The 26812-nt window shown below is 32.8% G+C and carries 27 protein-coding genes; 15 read left to right on the forward strand and 12 right to left on the reverse strand.

Translation table 11 applies throughout. From position 1 onward, the window contains the following. Positions 1 to 20 precede the first annotated feature (20 nt). Complete coding sequence (locus DMZ43_RS11735) at positions 21 to 1949, forward strand: TonB-dependent siderophore receptor (protein ID WP_131508465.1); 1929 nt, start codon at positions 21 to 23, stop codon at positions 1947 to 1949. A gap of 33 nt (positions 1950 to 1982) precedes the next feature. On the opposite strand, the gene DMZ43_RS11740 is transcribed toward DMZ43_RS11735, so the two are convergent. Then, complete coding sequence (locus tag DMZ43_RS11740) at positions 1983 to 3446, reverse strand: S41 family peptidase (RefSeq protein ID WP_131508467.1); 1464 nt, start codon at positions 3444 to 3446, stop codon at positions 1983 to 1985. 163 nt (positions 3447 to 3609) lie between these two features. Between DMZ43_RS11740 and DMZ43_RS11745 the strand changes: the two genes are divergently transcribed. From DMZ43_RS11745 to DMZ43_RS11760, 4 genes are read left to right on the forward strand one after another with little or no spacing between them, the layout of a single operon-like run. Beyond that, positions 3610 to 4119 carry an RNA polymerase sigma factor gene (locus DMZ43_RS11745; RefSeq protein ID WP_129761321.1) on the forward strand — a complete coding sequence of 170 codons (510 nt, stop codon included), beginning with the start codon at positions 3610 to 3612 and terminating at the stop codon, positions 4117 to 4119. Next, positions 4106 to 4594 (forward strand): hypothetical protein, encoded by a 489-nt coding sequence (locus tag DMZ43_RS11750; protein WP_129761322.1) that lies wholly within the window; start codon positions 4106 to 4108, stop codon positions 4592 to 4594. The genes DMZ43_RS11745 and DMZ43_RS11750 overlap by 14 nt, the downstream gene beginning before the upstream one ends. Before the next feature lie 14 nt (positions 4595 to 4608). After that, on the forward strand, positions 4609 to 5175 hold the full coding sequence (locus DMZ43_RS11755) for a DUF4252 domain-containing protein (RefSeq protein WP_129761323.1): 567 nt from the start codon (positions 4609 to 4611) through the stop codon (positions 5173 to 5175). Positions 5176 to 5182: 7 nt separating this feature from the next. Next, complete coding sequence (locus tag DMZ43_RS11760; protein WP_131508469.1) at positions 5183 to 5734, forward strand: DUF4252 domain-containing protein; 552 nt, start codon at positions 5183 to 5185, stop codon at positions 5732 to 5734. A 41-nt stretch (positions 5735 to 5775) separates the two neighbouring features. Here the strand turns inward: DMZ43_RS11760 and DMZ43_RS11765 are convergent, their stop codons facing one another. The 3 genes from DMZ43_RS11765 to DMZ43_RS11775 form a co-directional block, all read right to left on the reverse strand. After that, the gene (locus tag DMZ43_RS11765) at positions 5776 to 5964 is read right to left on the reverse strand and encodes a hypothetical protein (protein ID WP_129761325.1); all 189 of its coding nucleotides are present in this window, start codon (positions 5962 to 5964) and stop codon (positions 5776 to 5778) included. A 29-nt stretch (positions 5965 to 5993) separates the two neighbouring features. Continuing rightward, positions 5994 to 7337, reverse strand: a complete 1344-nt coding sequence (gene purB / locus DMZ43_RS11770) for an adenylosuccinate lyase (RefSeq protein ID WP_131508471.1) — start codon at positions 7335 to 7337, stop codon at positions 5994 to 5996. A 77-nt stretch (positions 7338 to 7414) separates the two neighbouring features. Beyond that, positions 7415 to 7978, reverse strand: a complete 564-nt coding sequence (locus DMZ43_RS11775) for an adenylosuccinate lyase (RefSeq protein WP_131508473.1) — start codon at positions 7976 to 7978, stop codon at positions 7415 to 7417. Between the two features lie 37 nt (positions 7979 to 8015). On the opposite strand from DMZ43_RS11775, the gene DMZ43_RS11780 reads away from it, so the two are divergent. From DMZ43_RS11780 to DMZ43_RS11790, 3 genes are all read left to right on the forward strand, one after another. After that, positions 8016 to 8483, forward strand: a complete 468-nt coding sequence (locus DMZ43_RS11780; RefSeq protein WP_131508475.1) for a heme-binding domain-containing protein — start codon at positions 8016 to 8018, stop codon at positions 8481 to 8483. 17 nt (positions 8484 to 8500) lie between these two features. Further along, the gene (locus DMZ43_RS11785) at positions 8501 to 9742 is read left to right on the forward strand and encodes a glycosyltransferase family 4 protein (protein ID WP_131508476.1); all 1242 of its coding nucleotides are present in this window, start codon (positions 8501 to 8503) and stop codon (positions 9740 to 9742) included. Between the two features lie 95 nt (positions 9743 to 9837). Further along, complete coding sequence (locus tag DMZ43_RS11790; protein ID WP_131508477.1) at positions 9838 to 12324, forward strand: T9SS type B sorting domain-containing protein; 2487 nt, start codon at positions 9838 to 9840, stop codon at positions 12322 to 12324. Here DMZ43_RS11790 and DMZ43_RS11795 read toward each other — a convergent pair. Beyond that, complete coding sequence (locus DMZ43_RS11795) at positions 12313 to 12990, reverse strand: NAD-dependent deacylase (protein WP_131508478.1); 678 nt, start codon at positions 12988 to 12990, stop codon at positions 12313 to 12315. The two genes, DMZ43_RS11790 and DMZ43_RS11795, sit on opposite strands and share 12 nt — an antisense overlap. Positions 12991 to 13027: 37 nt before the next feature. Here DMZ43_RS11795 and DMZ43_RS11800 point away from each other — a divergent pair, with 37 nt between their 5' ends. From DMZ43_RS11800 to DMZ43_RS11810, 3 genes are read left to right on the forward strand one after another with little or no spacing between them, the layout of a single operon-like run. Then, entirely contained in the window at positions 13028 to 13684 is a 657-nt protein-coding gene (locus DMZ43_RS11800) for an RNA methyltransferase (protein WP_131508479.1), read from the forward strand. Positions 13685 to 13722: 38 nt separating this feature from the next. Further along, on the forward strand, positions 13723 to 14256 hold the full coding sequence (locus DMZ43_RS11805; RefSeq protein ID WP_131508481.1) for an SRPBCC family protein: 534 nt from the start codon (positions 13723 to 13725) through the stop codon (positions 14254 to 14256). A gap of 7 nt (positions 14257 to 14263) precedes the next feature. After that, positions 14264 to 14638: a VOC family protein gene (locus DMZ43_RS11810; protein ID WP_131508482.1), complete on the forward strand. Its 375-nt coding sequence runs from the start codon at positions 14264 to 14266 to the stop codon at positions 14636 to 14638. Between the two features lie 9 nt (positions 14639 to 14647). Here the strand turns inward: DMZ43_RS11810 and DMZ43_RS11815 are convergent, their stop codons facing one another. Beyond that, positions 14648 to 15427 carry a carboxypeptidase-like regulatory domain-containing protein gene (locus DMZ43_RS11815; RefSeq protein WP_129761335.1) on the reverse strand — a complete coding sequence of 260 codons (780 nt, stop codon included), beginning with the start codon at positions 15425 to 15427 and terminating at the stop codon, positions 14648 to 14650. Between the two features lie 96 nt (positions 15428 to 15523). Then, entirely contained in the window at positions 15524 to 17329 is a 1806-nt protein-coding gene (locus DMZ43_RS11820) for a DEAD/DEAH box helicase (RefSeq protein ID WP_131508484.1), read from the reverse strand. 267 nt (positions 17330 to 17596) lie between these two features. On the opposite strand from DMZ43_RS11820, the gene DMZ43_RS11825 reads away from it, so the two are divergent. After that, positions 17597 to 18091, forward strand: coding sequence for a hypothetical protein (locus tag DMZ43_RS11825; protein ID WP_238155817.1), 495 nt, complete (start codon positions 17597 to 17599; stop codon positions 18089 to 18091). A gap of 78 nt (positions 18092 to 18169) precedes the next feature. On the opposite strand, the gene DMZ43_RS11830 is transcribed toward DMZ43_RS11825, so the two are convergent. Continuing rightward, positions 18170 to 18655 (reverse strand): hypothetical protein, encoded by a 486-nt coding sequence (locus DMZ43_RS11830; RefSeq protein ID WP_131508486.1) that lies wholly within the window; start codon positions 18653 to 18655, stop codon positions 18170 to 18172. Positions 18656 to 18757: 102 nt separating this feature from the next. Further along, a complete protein-coding gene (locus DMZ43_RS11835) occupies positions 18758 to 19333 on the reverse strand; it encodes a non-canonical purine NTP diphosphatase (RefSeq protein WP_129761338.1) in 576 nt (191 codons plus the stop codon). A 131-nt stretch (positions 19334 to 19464) separates the two neighbouring features. Between DMZ43_RS11835 and DMZ43_RS11840 the strand changes: the two genes are divergently transcribed. Beyond that, positions 19465 to 21528, forward strand: a complete 2064-nt coding sequence (locus DMZ43_RS11840; RefSeq protein ID WP_131508488.1) for a M3 family metallopeptidase — start codon at positions 19465 to 19467, stop codon at positions 21526 to 21528. A gap of 256 nt (positions 21529 to 21784) precedes the next feature. Here DMZ43_RS11840 and rlmH read toward each other — a convergent pair whose 3' ends face one another. Beyond that, on the reverse strand, positions 21785 to 22258 hold the full coding sequence (rlmH, locus tag DMZ43_RS11845; protein WP_131508491.1) for a 23S rRNA (pseudouridine(1915)-N(3))-methyltransferase RlmH: 474 nt from the start codon (positions 22256 to 22258) through the stop codon (positions 21785 to 21787). Positions 22259 to 22350: 92 nt separating this feature from the next. Here rlmH and nadC point away from each other — a divergent pair, with 92 nt between their 5' ends. Continuing rightward, on the forward strand, positions 22351 to 23211 hold the full coding sequence (nadC, locus tag DMZ43_RS11850; protein WP_131508493.1) for a carboxylating nicotinate-nucleotide diphosphorylase: 861 nt from the start codon (positions 22351 to 22353) through the stop codon (positions 23209 to 23211). A gap of 24 nt (positions 23212 to 23235) precedes the next feature. After that, the gene (locus tag DMZ43_RS11855) at positions 23236 to 24189 is read left to right on the forward strand and encodes a YihY/virulence factor BrkB family protein (protein ID WP_131508495.1); all 954 of its coding nucleotides are present in this window, start codon (positions 23236 to 23238) and stop codon (positions 24187 to 24189) included. Here DMZ43_RS11855 and DMZ43_RS11860 read toward each other — a convergent pair. Continuing rightward, positions 24186 to 24920: a LytTR family DNA-binding domain-containing protein gene (locus DMZ43_RS11860; RefSeq protein ID WP_131508497.1), complete on the reverse strand. Its 735-nt coding sequence runs from the start codon at positions 24918 to 24920 to the stop codon at positions 24186 to 24188. The genes DMZ43_RS11855 and DMZ43_RS11860 overlap by 4 nt on opposite strands. A 3-nt stretch (positions 24921 to 24923) precedes the next feature. After that, complete coding sequence (locus DMZ43_RS11865) at positions 24924 to 26702, reverse strand: histidine kinase (RefSeq protein WP_131508499.1); 1779 nt, start codon at positions 26700 to 26702, stop codon at positions 24924 to 24926. Positions 26703 to 26812 lie beyond the last annotated feature (110 nt).

Consider the following 26812-nt stretch of genomic DNA (forward strand, 5'->3'; position numbering starts at 1 on the left):
CTCGAACAATTAATTTTAAAATGAACAAAAAAACATTGTTTTTTGGTGTGTTTTGTGCTACTTCAATTTTTGGATTTGCACAACAGCAAACTGATTCTACGCAAGTAGAACAACTAAATGAAGTCGTGATTACCGACTCAAAATTCAACTTAAAACGTGAAAATTCTGGTAAGGTAATTACCAAAATCACCCAAGAAGAACTTCAGCATTTGCAAGGAAAAACCATTGCTGAAATTATCAATGCTACAGCAGGAATTGAAATTAACGGAACAAAAAGTAATGCTGGACAAAATTTAGCATATTACGTTCGAGGTGGTAGAAACCGTCAGGTTTTGGTATTGATAGATGGTATTGCATTAACCGATCCTTCTCAAATAGCTAACGATTACGATTTACGTTTGTTAAATCCAGATCAAGTAGAAAGTATTGAGATTTTAAAAGGTGCGTCTAGTACATTATATGGTACTGGAGCTGCAACCGCAGTAATCAATATTAAACTTAAAAAAGCTTCAAAAGATGCTGTTTCAGCTAACTTTAGAAGTGTTTTTGGTACTAACCAATCACATGATGATAACAATTATGCTATCGAAGATTTTAGAAATAGCGTGTCAGTAAATGGAACCATTGGTGAGTTTAATTACTTAGCTAGTTTTGGTAATCAGTTTACTGATGGTTTATCTGCAATGGAGGCTGGAACCGAATCTGATGCTTACAATGCTATAAATGGTAATGTGAAATTAGGATACACATTTTCCAAGCAATTTAAATTGAATGCTTATGCAAGTTTTGATAAGTTTAAAGCCGATTTTGATGACGCTTCAACATTTTCAGATGCAAACAACCATTCTACAAGTAAGCAGTATCGTGTTGGGATTGCGCCAGAGTTTAGCTATAAGAAAGGAAGCATTACTTTAAATGCTGCATATAATGATGTTGAGCGTATTGTGGAGTCGAGTTATCCTGCTGAATACTATGCTACAAGTTTGGTTGCAGACCTTTTTAATAGATATAATTTTAATGATAAATTCTATACTATTTTAGGTGTGAATTTTCAGGAGAATGATATGGAAAGTTTTGTAATTCCATTTGGATCAACCAATTTAGAACAAAGCATTGATCCAGAAACAGCAACTTTCAACATTGTTGATCCTTATGCTAATGTGGTGTATGTTTCTGATTTTGGTTTAAATGTCAATGCTGGAGCACGTTTAAACAATCATAGCGAATATGGAAGTCATTTGGTTTACAGTTTAAATCCATCCTATAGAAAAAGCTTCAATTTTGGATATTTAAAAGGAATGGCTAGTTACAGTACAGCATATATTACACCTTCATTGTATCAATTATTTGAACCTGCTTATGGAAATGCCGATTTAAAACCTGAAGAAAATGAAACTATAGAAGTTGGTATTGAAGCAGGAATTAAAGACAAAGCTACGTTCAGTTTAGTGTATTTTACTAGAAACGAAACTAATTTTATCGATTTTGTGGACATGGGTAATTTTGTGTACCAATACGATAATGTAGATGAGGATTTTACAGCAAGCGGTTTAGAATTTACAGCTAATTATAGTATTACAAACACGCTAACATTAAACGCTAATGTTACCTATACAAAGGTAGAAGATGATTTGAATTTAAGAATTCCTGAATTGAAAGGAAATGCACGATTGGATTATAAACTATCTGATGCTACATTTTTAAGTTTAGCATACCAATATAATGATGATAGAAATGATGCCTATTTTAACAATACTACTTTTACAACAGAAGACGTTACTTTAAAAAGCTATAGCTTATTAGATTTTTACGTAAGCCATACTATTTTGGAGAACAAGTTAAAGTTGTTTGCTAACGTTAACAATATCTTTAATGAAGATTACCAAGAATTATTTGGGTATTCAACACGAGGAAGAAACGTTAATATAGGTTTTAACCTAAGTCTATAAAACAAAAAATCCGCTCATTTCGAGCGGATTTTTTTATTGATTAAATTCTTTTTTAATGATGGATATAAACTCATTATCTATATACATTTCATCTTCAAAAGGTTTTAGGTTTATATCTTTTTTTACAGGAGTTAATTGAGGTGTATTTCTTATACTTTGGTCAATACTATATCTTCCTAAGCTACTTTCAATATCAGCTAAAGCAGCAGCAAGTAAAGGCTCATTTTCATCACCTAAAATTCCGAAATTTAATACGCTTTCGTTGATTTCAAAACCAACATCAGGAACTAAACCACTAGAAGGAACCACACCATCATTAGCATTTACTGAAATAGCTACCAAAGGTTGCATAGCATAAGTGTGGTTTGGGTTAACATCATTAGGTCCTAGGTCAGGAGAATCGTAAATAGTTACCGAAGCTTGTGATTTTCCTGTTGTGTTGTCTCCAATATGAACAACATCAATATACTCGCCTAAACTGTTTATAATCATTTCGCTGGCAGAAGCAGATCTATTGGTAGTAAGAACATAAACTTTATCAAGATTTAAACTATTAATGGAATTGCCATTAAAGCTATTAGTAAAATTAAAAGTTGAATTTAGTTCTTGTAAATCATCGTTATAATTCAATTTTGAAAACACAGAACCGTTAAATTGACCAGTGATCATACTTCCTAATAACCTTGCAGTGTCTACAGATCCTCCTCCATTATATCTTAAGTCTAAAACTAAATGTTGTACGTTGTTAGCTTGAAAATCTGCAAAGGCATTATTTAATTGGTTATTAAAATCGGCAGTAAAACCATTGTATAATAAATACCCAACATTTTCACCTCCAACATTAATAATTTCAGTAGTATGAACAGGGTTTTCTGTATATTCAACTTTAGTTAAACTACTTGTAGAGCCATTAGAAACAATGGAGTCGTCATCAGTCTCAGTAGTTCCATTGTCGTTATAATCAGCAAAATGAAGAGTGTAAGTGTCTTGACCAAAAAGTGAACTTAAATTACTTTCAGTAAGTTCAACACCATCAATAGCATGTATAATTTGTCCACGTTGTAAACCAAGATTCGAAGCTTCACTATTGTTAAGTACTAACCTTATAATTCCAAATACATCAGTAGTACTTCCTGGTTCATAATAAAAATTGAACTCAAGTCCGTTGCTTTTACTCACACCACTTAGCGCTTGTTGTAAAGCAATATAATCATCAACTATAATACTAAACCTGTCAACTGTTTGTCTTTGATAAATTAAACTTTCAAAGAGTTCTTCGGGTGAAGAAAAGCTATTTAGGTAATTGCCATATTCTTCATTACTTGTAAATCTGTCATTCGCCAAATCGGGTATTTCAGCTTTATACAAATACACAGCATTCATACCTTTCCATACAAAATCATGTATACTGCTTGATAAAATAACATTGTCATCTCTATCTTCAAAGCAACTTGTGGTTAGGCTACCAAAGATGATGGCAATAAGTAGGGTTCTCATAATTTTCATAATAATTCTTTTTTCAAAACATACATACTATATATGTCTATTAAACTCTAAATTTACTTACAATATTGTAAATTAAAAATTAATTGTAACAAAATTGAAAGTGTATCGTCGTAATGATAGAACGGGATAAAAACCGTCTAACTAACCAAACAAAATGACACAAACTGATTTTATAAAATTAGTAATGCCTTTTAAGGATAAGGTTTACAGGCTAGCAAAACGCTTGTTGGTATCTAGTGAGGAAGCTGAAGACGCTACTCAAGAGATCTTACTGAAGTTATGGAAAAACAAAGTAAAAATTTCTGAGTATAAAAATGTAGAAGCTTTTTCCATGACCATGACAAAGAATTTTTGCCTTGACCGATTAAAATCCAAACAGGCACAAAATTTAAAGATAGTACACAGTAACTATCAAGATAATAATGTGTCGTTGCAAAAACAGGTAGAGCTTAATGATAGTGTAGACTGGGTGTCTAAAATAATGGAGGAGCTACCAGAACAACAAAAAATAATTTTGCAACTGAGAGATATAGAAGAGTATGAGTTTGAAGAAATAGCAAAAGTGTTGGATATGAATGAAACAGCCATACGAGTAGCACTCTCAAGAGCAAGAAAAACAATAAGAGAAAAATTAACTAATACACATAGTTATGGTATTAAATAACATAGAAAAATTACTTGAAAAGTACGAAAACGGAGAGACTACTTTAAAAGAAGAGCAACACTTAAAACACTATTTTGCACAAGAGGAAGTCGCTCCACATTTAGAGTCTTACAAAGCCATGTTTAACTACTTTCAGGTAACAAAACAAGAGCAGTTTACCAAAGACGTTCCATTAAAATCTAGAAACAAAAATTTGTATAAATGGATTTCTGTCGCAGCAGTAGCAGTTCTTATGGTGTCGGTTTTTACCTTCACCAATAAAGAGGAAGGATTGGGAAGCCTTAATGAAGAACAATTGTTGGCCTACAATCAAACCAAAGAAGCGCTAAGTCTTTTATCATCTAAGTTTAATGATGGAGCAAGTAGCTTAAATGCTTTAACACTTGCGTCTCAAAATTTAGAAAAAGGCGTAGACCACATGAGCTTAATTAATGAGTTCAACACATCGACAAACAAAATTTTTAAAACAAACTAGAAAAACAGAAAAAAATGAAAAAATTAGTTGTAATTGCAGTTTTGGCTTTGATGCCAATAGTATCTTTCGGACAAAGCATTTTTGATAAATACGAAGATCAAGAAGGAGTAACTTCGGTTATAGTAAACCAAAAAATGTTTAGCATGCTTGCTGGTATTAATATAGACTTAGATGACCCAGAAGCGCAACAATTTTTAGAAATGGCTAAAAAGATAACAGGATTAAAAGTATTTACTACAGGAGATGAAGCCGTTTCAAAAGACATGAATGCAACAGTAACATCTTACCTAAAAGGTTCTAGCTTACAAGAGTTAATGAGAATAAAAGATGGAGACCAAACAGTAAAATTCTACGTAAAAGAAGGTAAAGATGAAAACCATGTTAAGGAGCTATTAATGTTCATTAATGGGTTAAAAGAAGTAACTAAAGGTGCTGACATTGAAATAAACGGAAAGAAAAGAGAAATTGAAACCGTTTTATTATCATTAACAGGAGATATAGATTTACGTCAAATATCTAAGTTAACGAGCAATATGAATGTACCTGGTGGAGAGCACTTAAAAAAAGCAAACAAAAACTAATCAACCAATGATAACATCAATCAAAAAATCAATTATGTTGATGGCTTTGGTTACAACTATAGTAAGTTGTAACCAAGGTCCAACATTACAAACCTATTTTGTAGACAATGAGTTAAGTCCAGGATTTATCTCTGGAGATGTGCCTGCAAGTATTATTAATATTGAAGAAATTGAGAATCTTACTGACGATCAAAAAGAAGCTTACGAGTCTATTGATAAGCTTAATATTTTAGCATATCAAATTAATGAGACTAATAAAAATGATTATGAGGTGGAGCTTAAAAAAGTAAAAGAGATTCTTAAAAATGAGAAGTATGAAGAATTAATGAGAGGCGGAAATACTTCAGACGGAAAGTTTGTAATAAAATTTATTGGTGAATCTGAAACAAGTATTGATGAGCTTATTTTATTTGGTGATGCTAAAGATAAAGGATTTGTTGTTGCCAGAGTTTTAGGTGATGATATGAATGCAGGAAAACTAATGAAACTATCTGGTGTTTTGGAACAAGCAGATTTAGACAATGACCAATTAGAAAGTTTTAAAAACTTTTTTAAATAAACTGATAGTTATTTAAAATGTTAATAGAAAATCACCTTGTATTATTCAGGGTGATTTTTGTTTTCTATATCTTTTAAAAAGTGAATCACCAAATACACTGCAAAAAGCGCAAACCCTACAAATAATAAGGTTTTAATCATAAAATTATCTAGTACATTAAAAATGCCAGCCACAAAAAAACATAAAGTTAATACTGAGGCATATATTAAAGCTAGTGTATCTTTACTCATACGATAAGTTCAGTAACTTACTTGCTAAATTAAATTCCAGTATAGTTACTTGGTGTAATTTGTTTTAGTTCTTCTTTTATAGAATTAGGAACCTCTAAGGTATCAATAAAATTTGAAATAGAGTCTTGGGTTATTTTTTCGTTAGTTCTTGTCAATCCTTTTAAAGCTTCATAAGGATTAGGATAAGCTTCTCTTCTTAAAATAGTTTGAATTGCCTCAGCTACAACAGCCCAATTGTTTTCTAGGTCTTCAGCAAATTTGGCTTCATTTAATAACAATTTGTTTAACCCTTTCAACGTGCTTTTAAGACCAATTATTGTATGCGAAAAAGGAACACCAACATTACGTAAAACAGTACTATCGGTTAAATCTCTTTGTAGTCTAGATAGAGGCAGTTTTGCAGCTAAGTGTTCAAAAACTGCATTAGCAATACCAAGGTTACCTTCACTGTTTTCAAAATCTATTGGGTTTACCTTATGAGGCATTGCACTACTTCCAACTTCACCCTTTTTGATTTTTTGTTTAAAATAGTCCATCGAAACGTAGGTCCAAATATCTCTGTCTAAATCAATGATAATCGTGTTTATACGCTTTAAACAGTCAAACAAAGCAGCCATGTGGTCATAATGTTCAATTTGAGTAGTAGGGAAAGAGTGTTGTAACCCTAACTTTTCTTGCACAAACTTACTTCCAAAAGCTTTCCAGTCAATAGCTGGATAAGCAACTTTATGAGCGTTGAAATTTCCTGTTGCTCCACCAAACTTTGCAGCACTTGGTATATCGTTCAATAAATTAAATTGCTCTTCTAATCTTACAACAAACACTTCAATTTCTTTGCCTAAACGTGTAGGTGAAGCAGGTTGACCATGAGTTCTTGCTAGCATTGATACCGCTTTCCACTCATTAGAAAGTGATTTTAATTCATTAAGTACTTTAAAGTATTCAGGCACATAAACATCATTCATCGCTTCTTTAATACTCAATGGAATTGCAGTGTTGTTTATGTCTTGAGAGGTTAATCCAAAGTGGATAAACTCTTTATATTCCGAAATGTTTAAAGCATCAAATTGTTCTTTAATGAAATATTCAACCGCTTTTACATCATGGTTTGTAACACTTTCAATAGTTTTTATTTTAAGTGCATCATCAGCAGTAAAGTTTTTGTAAATAGCTCTTAAATCATCAAATAAATTAGCGTCAAATTGTTCTAATTGAGGTAAAGGAATTTCGCATAAAGCGATAAAATATTCAATCTCAACTAGTACGCGATACTTTATTAAAGCTTCTTCTGAAAAATAGTTTGATAAGGCTTCAACTTTACTTCTGTAACGACCATCAATTGGAGAGATGGCATTTAATGATGATAACTGCATGAGTGTGTTGTTTTTTGAAGTTGCAAAGATACTTTTTTTCGTTGGAAGACCGAAGCCTGAAGCTTTAGTTTTTCTGCCTAGTTTTTTATCTTTTTTAAAATATGTCTAGCTCTTGCTTTAAAACCAGAACTCTGCATTTGAAAATCACGTTCTAAAATAAGCGCCAACTCAGGATGTATCCAATCATAATCAGTTCCTAATAAAAATAAGATATTCATAGCATAGGCTTTTGGTGCAATTTTTTCGTCATTTATCATATAATCAAAACACACTTCAATAATTCGTTCTTTATATTCGGGAGTTAAAGCTGCTTTAATTTTAGTTTCATGCTTAGAGTAATAAGCTTTTGTTAAGTATTCACAAATTTTAGCTACAGGTCTTACTGCTGGGTCAAGATGTACTTTGTGCATATTTTTGGTAAACGCATCAAGATGAGGTATTATGGCTTCTAGTTGCTCGCCACACATAAATTCTAAAACCCAAGCTGCACGACAGGAAACTTTATCGTCTACCATAAATAAAATATCTAATAACTTAGGAATCAAACCAGGGTTGTCAATCACCAAATTAGCATACTTCAAACGCTTTTCGCGAGAGTGATTAACATAATTTAACTCGTTGTATAGGTGTTCTGTAGTCAAGTTTTTGTTATTTTTAAGTTTCTAAATTAAACTAAAAATGAAAATACTTAAAAAACTTCTGTTAGTTTTATTGCTGATTTTTGTTGTAGCACAATTTTTTGGTCCAGAAAAAAATGAAGGCGATTTAGTATCCTTAAATGCTTTTTATGAAGAAACTAACCCTTCTGATAATGTGAAGTTGATATTAAAAGAAGCGTGTTTGGATTGCCACAGTAATGTAACTCGTTATCCTTGGTATAGTAAAATTACACCTGTTAATTATTGGATGGCAGAGCATGTTAACAATGGTAAAAGACACTTTAATGTTTCAAATTGGGATACCCTTTCCGTTAAACGAAAAGACCATAAATTTGAAGAGCTTATTGAAATGGTTGAGGACAAAGAAATGCCTTTAGAATCTTATACTTGGGGACATCCTGAAGCTAAATTAACCGACACGCAAATTAAAGACTTAATAGATTGGGCTAAACAAGTAAGACAAAGTTATACCGTTGAATCTCATTAAAAATGGTTTGAGATAGTATGAAAGTATTAATAATTGGGTTTGTATGGCCTGAACCCAAAAGTTCTGCAGCTGGAAGCAGAATGATGCAACTTATTCAATTTTTCTTAGCTGAAAATTATACAGTCACTTTTGCGACATCAACATCAAAAACTGAAAATGCAATCAATTTAAAAAGCTTAGGAATACACGAGCAAACTATTGAATTGAATAGCTCAACGTTTGATGATTTTATTTCTCAGTTACAGCCTGATATAGTGTTGTTTGATAGGTTTTTAATCGAAGAACAGTTTGGTTGGCGAGTCGCACAGCAATGTCCAAAAGCAATACGAATTTTAGATACCGAAGATATACACGGTTTGCGTAAAGGACGTGAATTAGCTTTAAAAAACAATACACCATTTAATGTTGAATATTTACATAACGATACCTCAAAACGTGAAATAGCAAGTATTTATCGTTGTGATGTGAGTTTGATAATTTCTGAAGCTGAAATGGAACTCTTAACCCAAGAGTTTGGTGTTCCTACTGAGTTGTTACATTACATGCCTTTTTTGATAGAACCTATTGCTGACGAAGGCAAACGAAAATTACCAGTGTTTGAAGACCGAAATCACTTTATAACTATTGGTAATTTTTTACATCCACCAAATTTAGATTCGGTAAAGTTTTTATACCAATCTATTTGGTCGAAAATTAGAACTAAACTTCCAAAAGCAGAAATGCACATTTATGGAGCCTATCAAAATAACAAAGCGCAACAGTTTAAAACCAATGATAACGGATTTATAATTAAAGGCTTTGCCGAAGATGTAAATGATGTTATGCAACAAGCAAAAGTGTGTTTGTCACCTTTGCGGTTTGGAGCAGGATTGAAAGGCAAGTTTTTTGATGCTATGCGTAACGGAACACCTTTTGTAACCACATCAATAGGAGCTGAAGGTATTTTAGAATCTAGTTATATGAATACCCTTAATTCAGAAGATGTAGATGCTATAGTAGAGTATGCAATTAGGCTGTATAGTGATAAAAAACTTTGGCAAGAACAGCAAAATTTAGGATATAATTTACTTGAAAAGCGTTTTGGTAAAAGCTATCATATAGAAACGTTTAAGCAAAAGCTTCAGTATGTAGTTGAACACTTAAAAGAGTGTCGTCAAAATAATTTCACTGGTCAAATGCTCATGCACCATACTTTACAAAGCACAAAATATATGAGTAAATGGATTGAAGAAAAGAACAAAAAGACTAAAACTAATTGAATTTAGAGGAGTTTTTCAGATTATTATACTAAAATATCACTAAAAGAGATATGTTTTCCTACATTTACAAATCACAAACTTTCCATTGCTAACTAATGTCTAAAAAAATTTCAGTTCTAATCATTTTTTGTGTTCAAGCTATTTTAACATATGGTCAAGCCAATGTTCCACCAACAATTGTAGCTGATGGTAACCAAATGTATTGTCCGTTGAGCCAAATAAATGTGGTTACAAATTTTGATATTATCGATCCTGATGATACAGAAATAGAAGCTGTTTACATACAGATATCTACAGGCTATGACATGGGAAACGATTTATTGTCTTTAACAGGGGCACATCCAAACATTGTAACCAATTGGGATGCTAATCAAGGTAAATTGACATTAAGTGGAGTAGGAGGAGTAAATGTAAGTTATACTGATCTTATTGCGGCCGTATTAGATGTGGTTTATGAAAGTACATCTGATACTGTGTCAGGTGAAAAGTACTTTTCGTTCACCATTGGTGATGCCAATTATTTACCCTCTACAGGTCACTATTACCAATATGTAGCCGATTTAGGAATTACTTGGACTGATGCAAGACAAGCTGCTGAAAATAGCACCTATTTTGGTTTGCAAGGATATTTGGCTACAATCACATCTACAGAAGAAGCTCAATTAACTGGTGAACAGGCTGCTGGAGCAGGATGGATAGGAGGAACAGATTTTGAAACCGAAGGTGTTTGGAAATGGGCAACAGGACCAGAAGAAGGAACCGTATTTTGGAATGGAGGAATAAATGGTTCAACACCAAATTTTGCTTTTTGGAATACGAACGAACCAAATAATCAAGGAAATGAAGATTATGCACATATTACAGCTCCTGATGTGGGTATTACTGGTTCGTGGAATGATTTACCAAACGGAGGAAGTATTGACGATTATGAGCCCAAAGGTTATATCGTAGAATATGGAGGAATGCCTGGAGATCCAATACTTGATATTTCAGCAAGTACAATGATTACTATTCCTGAAATTGTAAGTGTTACTGATAACTCTAATTGTGGCTCAGGAACAGTTATGTTAGAAGCTACAGCATCATCAGGGACAGTAATTTGGTTTGATGCTGATACAGGAGTTCAGCTATCAGTTGGAGATACTTTTGTGACTCCAGTTTTAAATGAAACAACAACTTATTTAGCAATGGCTTCTGTAGATGGATGTTTAGAAGGGAATAAAGTACCTGTTGTAGCAACTATTTATAGTTTGCCTACTGTACAAAGTCCAGTAACATTAAAAAATTGTGATGAAGATGGTGTTGCTGATGGGTTTACAGATTTTAACTTAAACGAACTTGATGACTTAGTGACCAACAATAATAGCTCAGGATTTGATATTACGTATCACTTGTCGCAAAACGATGCTGAGTTTAACATCAATCAACAAGCTGCTTTTCCGTTTAATAATGCACAATCTGCAACAGTCTACGTTCGTATTGAAGGTGGTAATGGTTGTTATGAAGTCGCAACTGCCAATTTAGAAGTATCTACAACATCTTTTCAAGATGGGTTTTTGCATACAATAGAGCAATGTGATGATGATGTAGCTGATGGGTTTAACACGTTTAATTTATCTGAAGCGTCTCAAGTTTTTCTAGATCAATTTCCTTCAGGACAAAATTTAAGTGTGCATTACTACAGTAGTTTAAACGACGCTCAACTAGAGCAAAATGAAATACTTCCACAAACTAATTATACAAATCAAACAGCATTTTTAGAAACTATTTACGTTAGGGTTGAAAGTGATGATAATGGAGATTGTTTTGGTATTGGACCACATTTAAGATTGATTGTACATCCTATTCCTGAGTTTGAAATTGAAGGAGAAACAGTGTATTGTTCTAATGGAGATCCAGTAGTATTAGAAATTGTGAATCCAAATGGGAATTATCAATATGAATGGACTGACCAAAGTGGAACAGTAATAAGCAACTTAACTTCAGTTGAGGTGACTTCAGGAGGAGTGTATTCTGCAACAGCTAGTTCAGGATTTAACTGTAGCTCACCTCCTGTTACATTTTTGGTTTTAGAATCTTCAGTGGCTGATTTAGATATGGATGATATTACAATTACTGATTTTACAAGTAACAATACAATTACTATCGATCCTTCAGGATTAGGTGTTGGAGATTATGAATATGGGTTAAACACTAGTGTATATTATCAAGATGAACCTTATTTCGACCAAGTTGCTCCAGGAGAACATATTTTATTTGTTAGAGATAAAAATGGCTGTGGAGTAGCCGCTTTAGAAATTTATGTTTTAGGGTTTCCTAAGTTTTTTAGTCCTAACGACGATTTATATAACCAAACCTGGAATATAAAAGGGTTTAGTGAAAGTTACAGCTCACGTTCTTTAGTACATATTTTTGACCGTTACGGAAAACATATTACAAGCATAAAACCTAGTGGAATAGGTTGGGATGGAACTTTTAAAGGCAAACAATTACCAAAAACCGATTATTGGTTTATCGCAGAAATGATAAAACTTAATGGTGAGGTTAGAACCTTGAAGGGGCATTTTAGCTTACTTCGATAATAATTCAATCCATTTTTTAATACCTGTTGTAGCTGGTTCTGCAATGACAGTAACGTTTTTTGATGAATCTAAATTTGGTTTTGGATCAATATAGTATGTAGGTGTATTAGGTGTTACGTAATGCATTAAGCTTGCAGCAGGATATACTTGCATTGAAGTGCCAATAATTAATAAAATATCAGCAGTTTCACAAATAGCAATTGCTTTTTCAATCATAGGAACTGCTTCGCCAAACCACACAATGTGAGGTCGCATTTGGTGCCCTTTGTTGCACAAATCTCCAAGAACAAGGTCTGTTTTCCACTCAACAACATCATTTTCATCAAAAGTGCTACGTGCTTTTAACAGTTCACCATGTAAATGAACTATGGTTGAACTTCCTGCACGTTCATGTAAATCGTCCACATTTTGTGTTATAATAGTCACTTTGTATTCAGATTCTAAATCTGCCAAAGCTTTATGAGCAGCATTGGGTTTTACTTCAAACAATTGTCTGCGTCTTTGGTTGTAGAACTCTAAAACCAGTTCCGGATTTGCCTCAAAGCCTTGTGGTGACGCAACTTCCATTACATCGTGTCCTTCCCATAAACCGTCGGCATCTCTAAAAGTTTTAATACCACTTTCGGCACTCATGCCTGCTCCTGTAAGTACAACTATATGCTTCATAGCTGCAAATTACTATTTTAAAATTATATTTGAACTTATGATTGATATTAAACTTTTAGACTATTTAGAGTCCTACTTAACCGAAAACCGAAGAACGCGTTTTAATAAAGTACTGTCCCAACGAACAAAACATTTTACGGTTGCAACTGAAGATGTGTATCAACTTCACAACACAAGTGCAGTTATACGAAGTTGCGATGTGTTTGGGATACAAGAGGTAAACATTGTTGAGGAAATTAACTCCAAACGAATAGATAGAGAAATTGCAATGGGAGCCCAAAAATGGGTAGATTTAAACCGATTTCATACAGTGAAAGATTGTATTAAAGATTTGAAATCCAAAGGCTATCAAATTGTGGCGACCACACCACATACTAACGATTGCCTACTGCATGAGTTTGATGTTACTAAAAAATCATGCTTTTTCTTCGGAAGGGAAACCGAAGGGTTATCGCAAGAAGTTCTAGACAATGCAGACTGCTACTTAAAAATTCCAATGAGTGGTTTTACTGAAAGCTTGAACATTTCAGTGTCAGCAGCAATTATCCTTCAGCATGTTACTACAAAGTTAAAACAGACAGGAATTAATTGGCAATTGACAGAAACTGAAAGGCTCGAAAAACGTATGGATTGGATTAAGAAAACCATAAAAAGCTACGATAAGATTGTAGAAAGGTATTACTCAAAGCAATAATTTTTGTAACTTTAAAAGAACTAACTAAACTAAAAAAGATGATAATAGCACTTTACGTTATTCTAGGTATAATTGCCTTGATAATTATTTTAGCATTAATTGCACCAAAAGCTTATGATGTTAACCGAAGCATTGTTATAAATGCGCCAAAAGACGAAGTTTTTAAGTATTTGACCTTTATAAAAAATCAAAACGATTGGTCGCCTTGGAAAAAGAAGGACCCAAACATGAAACAAGAATTTATAGGAACTGATGGTGAGGTTGGTTTTATTTCTAAATGGGAAGGTAATAAAGATGTTGGAACAGGTGAGCAGGAGCTTATCAGTATTCAAAAGGAAAATGACAAAATAGAGGTTCAGTTACGATTTTTTAAACCATGGAAATCACAATCTGTAGGCTATTACACAGTTGAAGAACTTAATACTAATGAAACCAAAGTGGTTTGGGGATTTCAAGGGAAAAACCCAATTCCGTTTAATGTGTTTATGCTGTTTTTCAATTTTGAAAAGGCAGTAGGAAAGGATTTTGATGAAGGCTTAACAAGTCTAAAACACATATTAGAAGGTAAATAATTTTGGTATGAAACATAATATGGTAGGTTGGTTCGAAATTCCAGTAAATGATATGGATAGAGCTAAAGCGTTTTATGAAGCTGTTTTCAAGGTTGATATTCAAATTGTTGATTTTGGAGGCATGTTGATGGGTTGGTTTCCTTATGAAGAAGGAAAAGAAGGAGCAGCAGGTACTTTAATAAAACAAGACACTTACATTCCAAGTCAAGAGGGAACGTTGGTTTATTTTATTTGTGAGGATGTACAAAACGAACTTAACAGAATTGAAGCTGCTGGTGGAAAACTATATCAACCAAAAACCCAAATTTCTCCTGAACATGGTTTTATGGCAGCGTTTATTGATACTGAAGGCAACAGAGTTGCGCTACATTCAAGAAAATAAAAAGAGGAATTAAAACCTGCTAGGTCTGTTTCTATTTAAGACCTTGTATTCTTCATAGCATTCGCTAATAGCATCCAAGATTTGAAGGTCGTTTGCAGTTTCAATAAAATCTTTGGAATAATTACAATGACTAACAATTTCGTCAAGGTCGTGTTTGTCAACCTGTAGCAATACGGTTAGCATTTCTCTATCAAAACGACTAGCTAAGTTATTTCTAATTTCGTCATCTTCTTTCATTTGCCTTAACTTTCTAAGTTCTTTAGGCTTTTTTCCAAAGATATTATATAAAAAATCAGCAGGATTAAAAATAGCACCTAACACTTTGTTTACAGCGTTAGGTGAATTATTTCCTGCTTCATAACCTTTATTTGGTAAACCTGAAATGCTATATCTATAATTGGTTTTTATAGGCATTTGTTTTATGTCAACTTCTAGATAGCCTGTAAGTTGTAATTGGTTAACTACAACCTCTTCAAGCGCTAATGCCAATTCGGTTAACTCAATTTGAGTGTCTCCAAATTTTATCCAGTCGTTAGTAACACGTACTTTAATAGACTTGTAACCTAAGTATGAAAGGTGCAGTGTGTCATTGGCTTCGGCCTTAATTTCAAAACGACCTTTGTCATCGGTTGAGGTACCCACAACTTGGTTGAGGTTAACAATATTTACACTTTCTAAAATACCACCAGTACTAGAACTTACAACAGTTCCTTTAACTGTAGTAGGGTCTTGCGAAAATCCTAGAGTTGTAAATAAAAAGAGTAAAATAGTGATATAATAATACCTCATAGCAATCATTTATGATATAAAAGTACTAAACAAAAAACATTTATAAGATTATACTTAAAAATTTTGACTAAAAATTAACAAGAAGGTTTAAAATCATTAACGTCTTGATCGTCTTGGACGTGATGACATTTTGCCGCTTCCTGAACTCTCTGAACGTCTTGATTTTCCTTCAGATTTTCTTCTGCTACTTCTGTTCCCAGAATCGTTATTAAAACCTGAGCGTCTTTCTGATCTTGGTTTGTCGCTACGTCTGTTTTTTCCACCACCATCACGTCGTCTTTTGCGTCTGCTAGTGCCTCGTCCTTTGTCTTCAGATACTTCAACGTTTACAAAACGTCCGTTGTATTTAAAGTCGGTAAAAAACGATAATACTTTCTCTTGTAATGCTTTTTCAGTATTAAAAAATGAAAAACTGTCTTTTACATCTACTTTAAAGACATCGTCTCTACCAAGTTCTAAAACTTCTTTTAAGAAATCTTTTAAACTCATCCAGTCATAGCCATCCTTTTTTCCTACGTTTATAAAGTAGCGAGTGGAGTTGCCATCGTTACTGCTATCGCGTTCGCTACTATGTTGTGCAGAAACATTAAGGTCGCTGGCTTTTTGGTAGTAATTAAAGAAACGTGTAAACTCTACTGAAAAGAATTTTTTGATTAGTTCGTCTTTGGTAGTATCTTCAAACAATTGATTGATGCTTTCAAGATATTCATCAATTTCATGGTTGATTTCAGTATTATGGACTTTATTGGCTAGCGACATTAATTGTACTTCGCAAATTTCCATTCCGCTAGGAATTTCTTTTTGCTCAAAGTTCTTTTTAATGATGCGTTCAATACTTTTTATTTTTCTTAATTCACTCTTAGAAACAATTACCATTGATACTCCAGTTTTTCCTGCACGACCTGTACGACCACTTCTGTGTGTGTAGGTTTCAATTTCGTCAGGTAACTGGTAGTTGATAACGTGTGTAATGTCGTCAACGTCAATACCACGAGCAGCTACATCAGTAGCGACAAGCATTTGTATTTGGTTGTTTCTAAACGATTTCATAACCAAGTCACGTTGGTTTTGGCTTAAATCACCATGAAGTGCTCCAGCATTATAACCATCTTCAATAAGTTTCTCAGCAACTTTTTGAGTGTCGCGCTTTGTTCTACAAAATACTACCGAGAAAATGTCAGGATTAGCATCAGCTAGTCTTTTTAAGGCAGCGTATCTATCTCTTGAATTCACCAAATAGTATTCGTGAGATACTTGGTCACTACCAACGTTTTTGCTTCCTACGGTAATTTCTATAGGACTATGCATAAACTTTTTAGCAATAGTAGCTACTTCTTTTGGCATTGTTGCCGAAAACAACCAAGTGCTTTTATCTTTTGGTGTGTGCGATAAAATGTCAGTGATATCTTCATAGAATCCCATGTTTAACATCTCATCAGCTTCATCTAAAACTGAATATTCAATTTTAGAAATATCAACCATATTTCGGCTAATCATGTCTTTCATACGACCAGGAGTTGCTACAATAATTTGTGCTCCTTTTTTTACCGATTTAGCTTGGTCAGTAATGCTTGCTCCTCCATAAATGGCAACAACATTTAATCCTTTACAGTATTTACCATATAGGTTTAATTCGTTTGCAATTTGTAAACAAAGTTCGCGAGTAGGAGAAAGTATTAATCCTTGAGTGGTTCTGCTTTCAATATCAATTTTTTGTAACATAGGAAAACCAAATGCTGCGGTTTTACCTGTTCCTGTTTGTGCTAGTGCTACTAAATCACGTTCTTCTTGTAATAAAATAGGGATTGCTTGTTCTTGTACATCACTAGGGTTTTTAAAACCCATATCAGTAATAGCTTGTAATAGGTCGTCATTAAGACCTAAATCTTGGAATGTGCTCATTCGTTTTTGTAAGTATTCGATTATGTTATGTAGTGTTACAACAGAAGCGAATCGACATACTTAACCTGAAACTTCTTGGTAACACATCCTCACCTTGAGGAATTTACAACGCATCTTTTTGCGTTTCAAGCGGCAAAGATACACTAATATTCCAATAAACAATATAACCTAAGTTAATGTGTTGTTGAACATTAAGTTTAAAAAATAAATCATTAACGTCTTTTATGACTATTGGTTTTGTTATATTCGGTTCTTTAAACTATAACTATGAAGAAATTATGTATTGTATTTGCCATGTTATTTATGGCATTTAATGTTCAAGCTCAAGAAACAACGATGTCTGATGCAGACCAAGAGAAGATGACTCGAATGATGGAATTAATGAGCCAAACTATTGAAATGGATGTGAATACCGAATTATTTAGTAAGGTAAGCACAAACGCCTATGTCTCTGAAGACCCAAAAGCTGTTATCATGGCTATGCTAACACCTGAAGATTATGAGACTTCAAAAGAAAAAATGAAAAATGATGTAGGTGACAAAATGGATATTAAAGATAAAGGTGAAACTAAAATTAATGGTGTAAAGGTTTTATACATGAAAGGAACTACTGAGGCAGAAGGCTCTGATCTTAATGTTGAAATGTACTGTATAGGAATTGATGATGAAACCTCTTTAATGTTTATTGGAATGGTTGATAAAACCGCAGATGCAAAATATGCTGAAGCTATAGAGAAAGCAAAAAACTCAGTAATTAAATAATCAAACCGAATTATAAGTATAAAAAAATCCAGCGTTGGCTGGATTTTTTAGTATATAGACGTTTAAAACGGTTGTGTTTTATTGGTGATAAGCACTGTTGTGAGCTAAAGCATTACCACAGCTACTACAGCTTCCAGCAGCACCAGCACCTCCAGCACAACCATTATTGCAAGTGTAATGCCATACACCATTTGCATTTTGGCTTGGTTCGGTTTTTTGCGTTGTTGTAGGTGTGGTTATAGGTAACGTCGTAGTAGGAGTATTGGTGTTAGGAGTGTTATGTGTTGTTGAATTATTCGTGTTATTGTGATAAGCTTGATTATGCTCTAACACGCTTCCGCAGTTACTGCAATTTCCAGCAACAGCAGCTCCATTAATACAACCACTACTACAGATGTAGTGGAAAAAATTAGCAGCAGTAATTTTCTTTTTTTCAGGTGCTTCTGATGTTTTTGTGGTTGCTTCAGTGTCTTGAGAAGTGGTAGGTTTAGCTTTGTCTTTACAAGAACTCAAAGTAATCATTGAGATACATAATATTGAAGCGATAATTTTAAAATAGTTCATAATCTTATTTTTTTGGCTTGGACTAGTATACGCATTTTTTCTATTCTTTTCTAAAGAAGTCTAAATTTTATGATTTTTAAAAACTAGTACTAGAGAGTGTTTTTAGTGTTTGTTTAAAAATGAAATCAATTGGGAAACAGCTTTACCTCTATGTCCAATACTATTTTTTTCTTCCAGAGTTATTTCGGCAAAGGTTTTGTCATAACCGCTAGCTTTAAAAATTGGGTCGTAACCAAAACCAGAATCACCATATTTGGTTTCGGTAATGCAACCTTCACAAATGCCAGTAAAGGTGTTTAGAGTTCCATTTAATACTAAAGCAATAACGGTTTTAAAATGAGCATTTCTGTTAGGCTTGTCTTTTAAGTTCAGTAGTAACTTATCCATGTTGTCGTTTGCATCACGTTGTGGTCCTGCATAACGAGCCGAAAATACTCCAGGAGCACCTTGTAGAGCTTCAACTTCTAAACCAGTATCGTCAGCAAAACAATCGTAGCCATAATGTTGCTTAACGTATTCGGCTTTTTGTATCGCATTGCCTTCAATGGTGTCTTGAGTTTCAGGAATGTCTTCAAAACAACCTATATCTTTTAAACTTAATAATTGTATGGTGTCAGGAATAAGCTTTTGTACTTCGTTGAGTTTATTAAGGTTGTTGGTGGCAAATACAAGTTGCATTTCTTAGTGTTTAATTTCAACCAAAAGTACAATTATATGCGTTGAAACAAAAACAGAATACCTGTATGAATTTTTAACAGTAAATAATAGTTTTTGAATGTTATCTTTGTTGAAACAATAACACATTTTTTATGAAAAAACTAGTTTACTCATTTTCACTAATATTACTTATGAGTTGTTCCGATAAAGAAGAAAAACCACAAAAAGAACTATCAGCCGATAATCCATTTAATGTAGAATTAAATCAACCGTTTGATTTTGCAAATGTAACAGGAGCTGCTATTGAAGAGTATGTAGATGTTACTATTGACAACTCTGTACAGGTCATTGAAGAGATTAAAAAAGGAAGCACTCCTACATTAGCTAATACATTTGAAGCTTATGATGGTGTTAGCAATGAATTGTCCAAAGCGTATAGTAATGCGTTTTTGATGTACTGGACTTCAACCGATTCAATAACAAGAGCAAAAGGTTTAGCGTCTTCACAAAAGATAGACTCATTAATGACAGTGTTAGGAGCAGATAAAGCGTTATTTGCACAGTTAAAGAAGTTTAAGGATTCTGATGCCTACACTCAATTAGAAAATCGTAAAAAGCGATTTGTTGATGGTGTGATTGAAAATTTTGAGCAATCAGGTGTTAATCTTGACGAAGCAAAACTTGAAAGATATAAAGCTTTACGATCTGAAATTACTGATTTGACATCTCAGTATTCTACAAACATGAATACTGCAGATTTGGTATTAAAACTAGATGAAAAAGGAGCTAAAGGTTTACCTGAAAGTTTTAAAACAACATATAAAACCGAAGCAGGTTACGAAATTCCAGTAATGTCTTCAACTAGAGGTCCTGTTATGGATAATGCAGTTGAAGAATCTACTAGAAAAGAGTTTGATAAACTTTATGCAAATAGAGGAGCAGATAAAAACCTTGATGTGTTAGAGCAGTTGGTTAAAAAGCGTTATGAATTAGGACAGCTAATGGGTTATAACTCATTTGCCGAATATAACTTAGTGAATAAAATGGCTAAAAACCCTGAAACTGTTTGGGAGTTTGTAAACGGTTTAGTAGCAGAATCTAAAGAGAAAGCAATTAACGATATAGAGGTTTTAAAAGCACAACGAGCTAAAGCCTTTGGGATTGATGAGAGCTTGCCTATTAATTCTTGGGATTTAAGTTTTTATAAAAACGAAATATTAAAAAACAACTATAAAGTAGACAACGAAAAAATACGCGAATATTTACCAATGGATGCGTGTTTAGGTGGATTGTTTGATATTTATCAAGAGCTATTAGGTCTTGAGTTTAAAAAAGATGAAACTGCTACAGTATGGCATGAAGACGTTGAAGCTTATAAAGTGTATGAAGGCGATAAATTGAAAGGACGCTTTTATTTAGATTTATATCCAAGACCAAATAAAGAATCGTGGTTTTACTGTGTGCCTCTTTCATCAGGAAAACAAACAGCTGAAGGTTATGAAGTTCCTGTAGCAATGTTATTAGGAAACTTTACAAAACCAACCGAAACAATGCCTTCATTGTTAAGTCATAATGAATTAAATACTTTGTTTCATGAGTTTGGACATATAATGGATTCTATGTCTTACGAAGGTGAATATAGCTTACAAGAAGGTACAAAATCTGATTTTGTTGAAGCTATGTCTCAAATTTTTGAAAACTGGACTTGGGATTACGATATCTTAAGTTCGTTTGCAAAACATTATAAAACAGGAGAGGTTTTTCCTAAAGAGTTGTTTGATAATATGGTAAACGCTAAAAATGTATCTTCAGGTCTTTCAGCACAAGGATCACTAAGACGTTGTATTTATGATATGAATTTATACGATAAATATGATCCAAATCAACCATTAGATACAGACCAGTTATGGAAAGATATTGATGCTGAAATGAATGTAATGGATTGGTATGTTGAAGGAACACACCCTCAAGCAAGCTGGATTCATATTAATACACACCCAACTTACTATTATGGTTACTTGTGGTCTGAAGTGTATGCGCAAGATATGTTTACAGTTTTTGAGGAAAACGGATTGAGAGATCAAGAAACAGGAGTTAAATACAGAAAATTAATACTTAGCAACGGAAGTCAAAGACCTGTTAATGAGGTTGTAGAAGAGTTTTTAGGTCGACCATCAAACAATAAAGCATACATTAAAAGCTTGGGCTTAGAGTAGTCTTTGTAACATTTTGTTGTTTTTGACGTCCTATAAGTATGAGAAAAATAATACTTATAAACGCAATTGTTTGGGCTGCTTTAATACTTGTTAATTCATTTTTGTTTAAAGATCATGATAATTGGAAATATATGTTTTTGTTCCTTATATCAGGTTTTACAATAGTAAACTCTCTATTATTAACTAAGCATAAAAGAAAAACAACTTGTAAATAAAGAAAGAACAGATAAAAAAAGATGCCATTTGGCATCTTTTTTTATCTATGATGGTAAGGTTCGTTTCTTAAAATAGTAAAGCCTCTGTAGAGTTGTTCAACCATAAACAATCTCACCATTTGATGCGAAAAAGTCATTTTAGATAAAGACAGTTTGCCTGCTGCTTTGCTGTAAACTTCTTCTGAAAATCCATAAGGTCCACCAATTACAAATACAAGCTGCTTAATGCCTGAGTTCATGTGTTTTTGTAAGTAATTGGCAAAAGCAACAGAATCTAGTTGTTTTCCTTTTTCGTCAAGTAAAATTAATACATCTGTTGGGTTAAGTTTGTTTAAAATAAGTTCGCCTTCTTTTTGCTTTTGCTGTGTTTCGCTTAGGTTTTTTGAGTTTTTGATATCTGGTATAATTTCAAGCTCAAACTTAATATAGAACCCAAGACGCTTTGTGTACTCGTCAATTAATGATTGAAGCGCTTTGCTATCTGTTTTGCCTATGGCTAAGAGTTTTATGGTCATATGCCAAATTTACAATTTTTGATGCTTTAAATAAGCAATCATAATTCGTAATTCGAAAATCTATTGCTATTTTTACATTAAATACTAAAATCATGATTTCCGAAGCACAATTCAATAACGAAATAGATTTAATAATTGCAAATGCCATAAGAGAAGATGTTGGTGATGGTGACCATAGCTCACTAGCATGTATTCCACTTACAGCTAAAGGAAAAGCTAAACTATTGGTGAAAGATAATGGGATAATAGCTGGTGTAGAGTTTGCGAAACTTATATTTAAGCATGTAGATAAAAACTTAAAAGTGCAAACGTTTATCAACGATGGTCGTAATGTAAAAAAGGGAGACATTGTGTTTTATGTTGAAGGGTCTTCGCAATCTATTTTAAAGGCTGAGCGACTTGTGCTTAATTCTATGCAACGTATGAGTGCTATTGCAACCAAAACAAAACAGTTTGTAGACTTACTTGAAGGTACAGGAACCAAAATTTTAGATACTCGAAAAACTACACCAGGAATTAGAGCTCTTGAAAAATGGGCTGTAAAAATTGGTGGAGGCGAAAACCATAGGTTTGCTCTTTATGACATGATTATGCTTAAGGATAACCATATTGATTTTGCAGGAGGAATTACTAAAGCTATAGAAAAAACCAAGCAATATTTACAAGACACAGGAAGAGATTTAAAAATAATTGTTGAAGCTAGAAATCTTGATGAAATTAAAGAAATCTTGCAAAGTGATGGCGTTTACCGAATTTTGATTGACAACTTTAATTTTGAAGACACTAAAAAAGCTGTAAAGCTAATAGGAGATAAATGTTTAACAGAATCTTCTGGTGGTATTAACGAGAAAACTGTTAGGCAATATGCACTTTGTGGTGTTAATTATATTTCATCAGGCGCATTGACGCACTCAGTTTATAACATGGATTTAAGTTTAAAAGCAGTAGAGTAAGATAATAATCTTAAATAGCAATACGTGACCAAACCCATTGAAGATAAACTTGAAAAGTTGCCAGTAATCAACCTGGTTGTTAGGTTTTTTAAACAGATAAAATTGCCAGGTCTTGAAGGCTTATCTGTTTATGATTTAATGGAACTTTACTTTATGGGAATTGTTAAAGGTGCTCTAACAACAAGAGCAAGTGCAATTGCTTTTAGTTTTTTTACCGCTATTTTCCCGTTTTTACTGTTTGTCATTATTGTAATTCCATACATTCCTATTGACGATTTTCAAATTAAGTTTGAGCAGTTTCTAAATTCGTTTTTACCTCCTCAAACATCAGATTTTTTCTTCTCAAATATTTTTGAAAACATTAGCGGAAGTGGAGGAGCAGGTTTATTGTCATCGGTTTTTTTATTGTCTATGTTACTAATGGCAAATGGCGTAAATGCAGTGTTTTCTGGTTTTGAAAATTCTTATCATGAACAACTCACAAGAAATGTGTTTCAGCAATACCTCTACGCACTAGGGATTGCTTTAATCTTAGCATTTTTAGTATTGCTAACCGTTGCAGTGTTTGGATACTTTCAAATTTATGTGATACAGCCCATATACCAAGGCATTACAGGAAAAGATGTCTTAGAGAGTGACTCAGGTTTGGGATGGATTGTATTTGCAAAATACATGTTTTTTGTTTTAATGGTGTATTTAGCAACAGCTACTTTGTACTATTTTGGAACTAAAGAAGGTAGAAAATCTCGTTTCTTCTCGATAGGCGCATTATTAACCACTTTATTAATAATATCAACGTCTTACCTTTTTGGTATTTACATAAATAACTTTTCGCAATACAATGAACTCTATGGTTCTATTGGAGCTTTGTTAATACTGTTATTGTACTTATGGTTAAACTCCAATATTTTATTATTAGGTTATGAACTTAATGCTTCTCTACATGTATTGAGAAAGTACAACATTAAAAATGATTAACTAAAGTGTTTTAAAAATTCTTCTTTTCGTCTTACAGAAATGGGTACTTTTGAATTGTTAGACATTACAACATAACTTTGTTTGCCTTTGTAGTATTTTTTTACATGTTCTAGGTTAATTAAGTGAGATTTATGGGTTTTAAAAAATGAATTGTCTTCCAGTAAATCTTCGTAAAACTTAATTGGTTTAGAAACCATAGTTTTGCCTTCGCTAGTAAAAATATGTGTGTAGCTCGTGTCTGCTTCTAGATGTATAATGTCTTCTACTTTTAGAGTTTCAAAGCCTGATAGCGTTGGAATTGTTATAACTTTTTTTTGATCTTGTTTTAGGTTTTTAAATAAATTTTGAATTTGATGTTCAATATTACTTTCTTGTAAACTAGTTTTTAGTCTATTCACAGCATCGTTAAAATCATCAGCATCTATAGGTTTTAATAAATAATCAAATGCACTAAACTTAAATGCTTTAATAGCATAATTGTCAAATGCAGTTGTGAAAATTACCTTGAAATTAATCTTACTCATACCTTTAAGAAAATCAAAGCCTGTTTTATCATGAATTTTAATGTCTAAAAACACCAAGTCTGGTTCCATTTTAGTAACAACTTCTAATGCTTCTTCAACAGTATTGCATATTGCAAGTACATTAAAAGTATTTGGGTGTCTATTAATAAGGCTCAAAACCCTCTCAACGCAATGTGCTTCGTCGTCTATTATTATTGTTTTTATCATGTTTTAGTAGGCAAGATGTATTGGTAGAGACACTTCTATTCTTGTGCCTTTTTCTTTGTCTATAATTTTTACATCTCCATTAGTGTTCTTTAGTTTATTGATGATTTCAATTCTACTTTTGGTAATAGTCATTCCTAACGATTTTTTAGTTGGTATATTACGTTCAATAGTTTGTCTACCAACACCATTGTCATCAACACTGCAAATAAGCATATTGTTTTCTTTTTTAAAGCTGATGGTTATATTTCCAGGTTCTTCAATTTGTGATAAACCGTGTATAATACTGTTTTCAATAAATGGCTGAAGAATCATGGGAGGAACCAAAATTTCGTCAGTTTCTATGCTTTCGTCAACTTGTATTGTGTAATTAAATTTATTTTGAAACCGCTTACGCTCAATATCCATATAAGTTTTTAAAAGAGAAATATCTTCACTTAATAAAATCTCTTTTTTTTCTGAGTTTTCTAAGGTCAAACGCATTAGTTTAGCAAATTTACTCAGGTAATCACTAGCAGACTGCGTGTCGTTTTTTAAAATATAATCTCCAATAGAGTTTAGGGAATTGAAAATAAAATGCGGATTCATCTGCGAGCGTAACGCCTTCAATTCAGTGTCAGAAACCTTAGCATTAAACTCAGCTTCTTTAGATTTTGAAACTGCTTCTTGCTTACGTTTATAAAGCATAAAACCGATAAGAGAAATTGCTATAAAAGCACTACCACCAATTATTGATGCATTTTTTATTGACTTTTGACGTTCAATTTCAACTTGCGCAATTGCTCGGTCTTTGTCAGCTTCAAATTGAATTTCCTTTCGCGAAATTTCAAGTTTTCTATCGGCATTAATAAGACTGTCTCTTAAAATAATATGTTGTTTGTATGTTGTTAGTGCGTTTTTATAATCGCCTTTTATTTCATAAACATTTGCAAGAGTGCCTAAAGCACTATTTTTTGTAGCTAAGCTATTTAAGGCTTCATTTAGCTTTAAGCTGTTTGTGGCATAATGTTCGGCTTTTTCTATAGCATTGTTTTTAAGGTATACTTCTGCAGCATTAGTATAAGCAGCTACTTTTAAAATCTCTAGATTATGTTGCTCAATTATGTTTAAACTTTCTATAGTGTTTTTTAAGCCTTCTTCTAAGTATCCAGCATTAGTTTGTACTAAACCTAAATTGCTTTTGGTATTAGCTATCAATAGGTTGCTAGAGTTGCTTTTTTTGGCTTCTATGATAGCTTTTTTATAATTGTAAATGGACGAATCGAGCTCTTTTGTTTGACCATAAATATTCCCAATGTTAAAAAATGTATTGGCTTTGTTTTCTGGGAAATGGAGTAGCGTTTTAAAACTCTTCAATGCCTTGTCGTATTCTTGTTGTTCGTAATTAATGAGGCCAATATTAGTTAGTACTCCAACTGCATATTTTTGAAGTTTAGGGTTGTTTTCAATTAATGCGTAAGCATTTTGATAGTAGTTTAAAGCGTTTACTGGATTTGATAAAAAATAATGCTGAATAATACCTATGTTGTTGTAAGATACAGCTATTCCTTTTGTATAGTTGTTTTGTTTTGAGATTTTTAAAGTCTTTAAATTGTATCCTAACCAACTAGTGTCTGATGGTGTTAAATACATTTTTCTTGCGGCAAATTTCAATCTTAAATTTACGTAAGTAGTATCTTCTTGTTTGTAGTTGTTTATAACAGTTTCTAACGAATCAAGCATTTTGTTTTGAGAAACACAAAATGATGAAAGCATTAAAAAGAATAAGAATAAACTATTTTTCATTTTAATAGTTAACTAATAGCTGGTTAAAAGTAGCAATTTCTTGTCAGAAAAACCGGCTGTTTTTACGTTAATATACTCAAAGCTAACGATAATAAGTTGGTTATGGGTTT

Source organism: Meridianimaribacter sp. CL38, assembly GCF_004328055.1.
GTDB classification, from domain to species: Bacteria; Bacteroidota; Bacteroidia; order Flavobacteriales; family Flavobacteriaceae; genus Gaetbulibacter_B; species Gaetbulibacter_B jejuensis.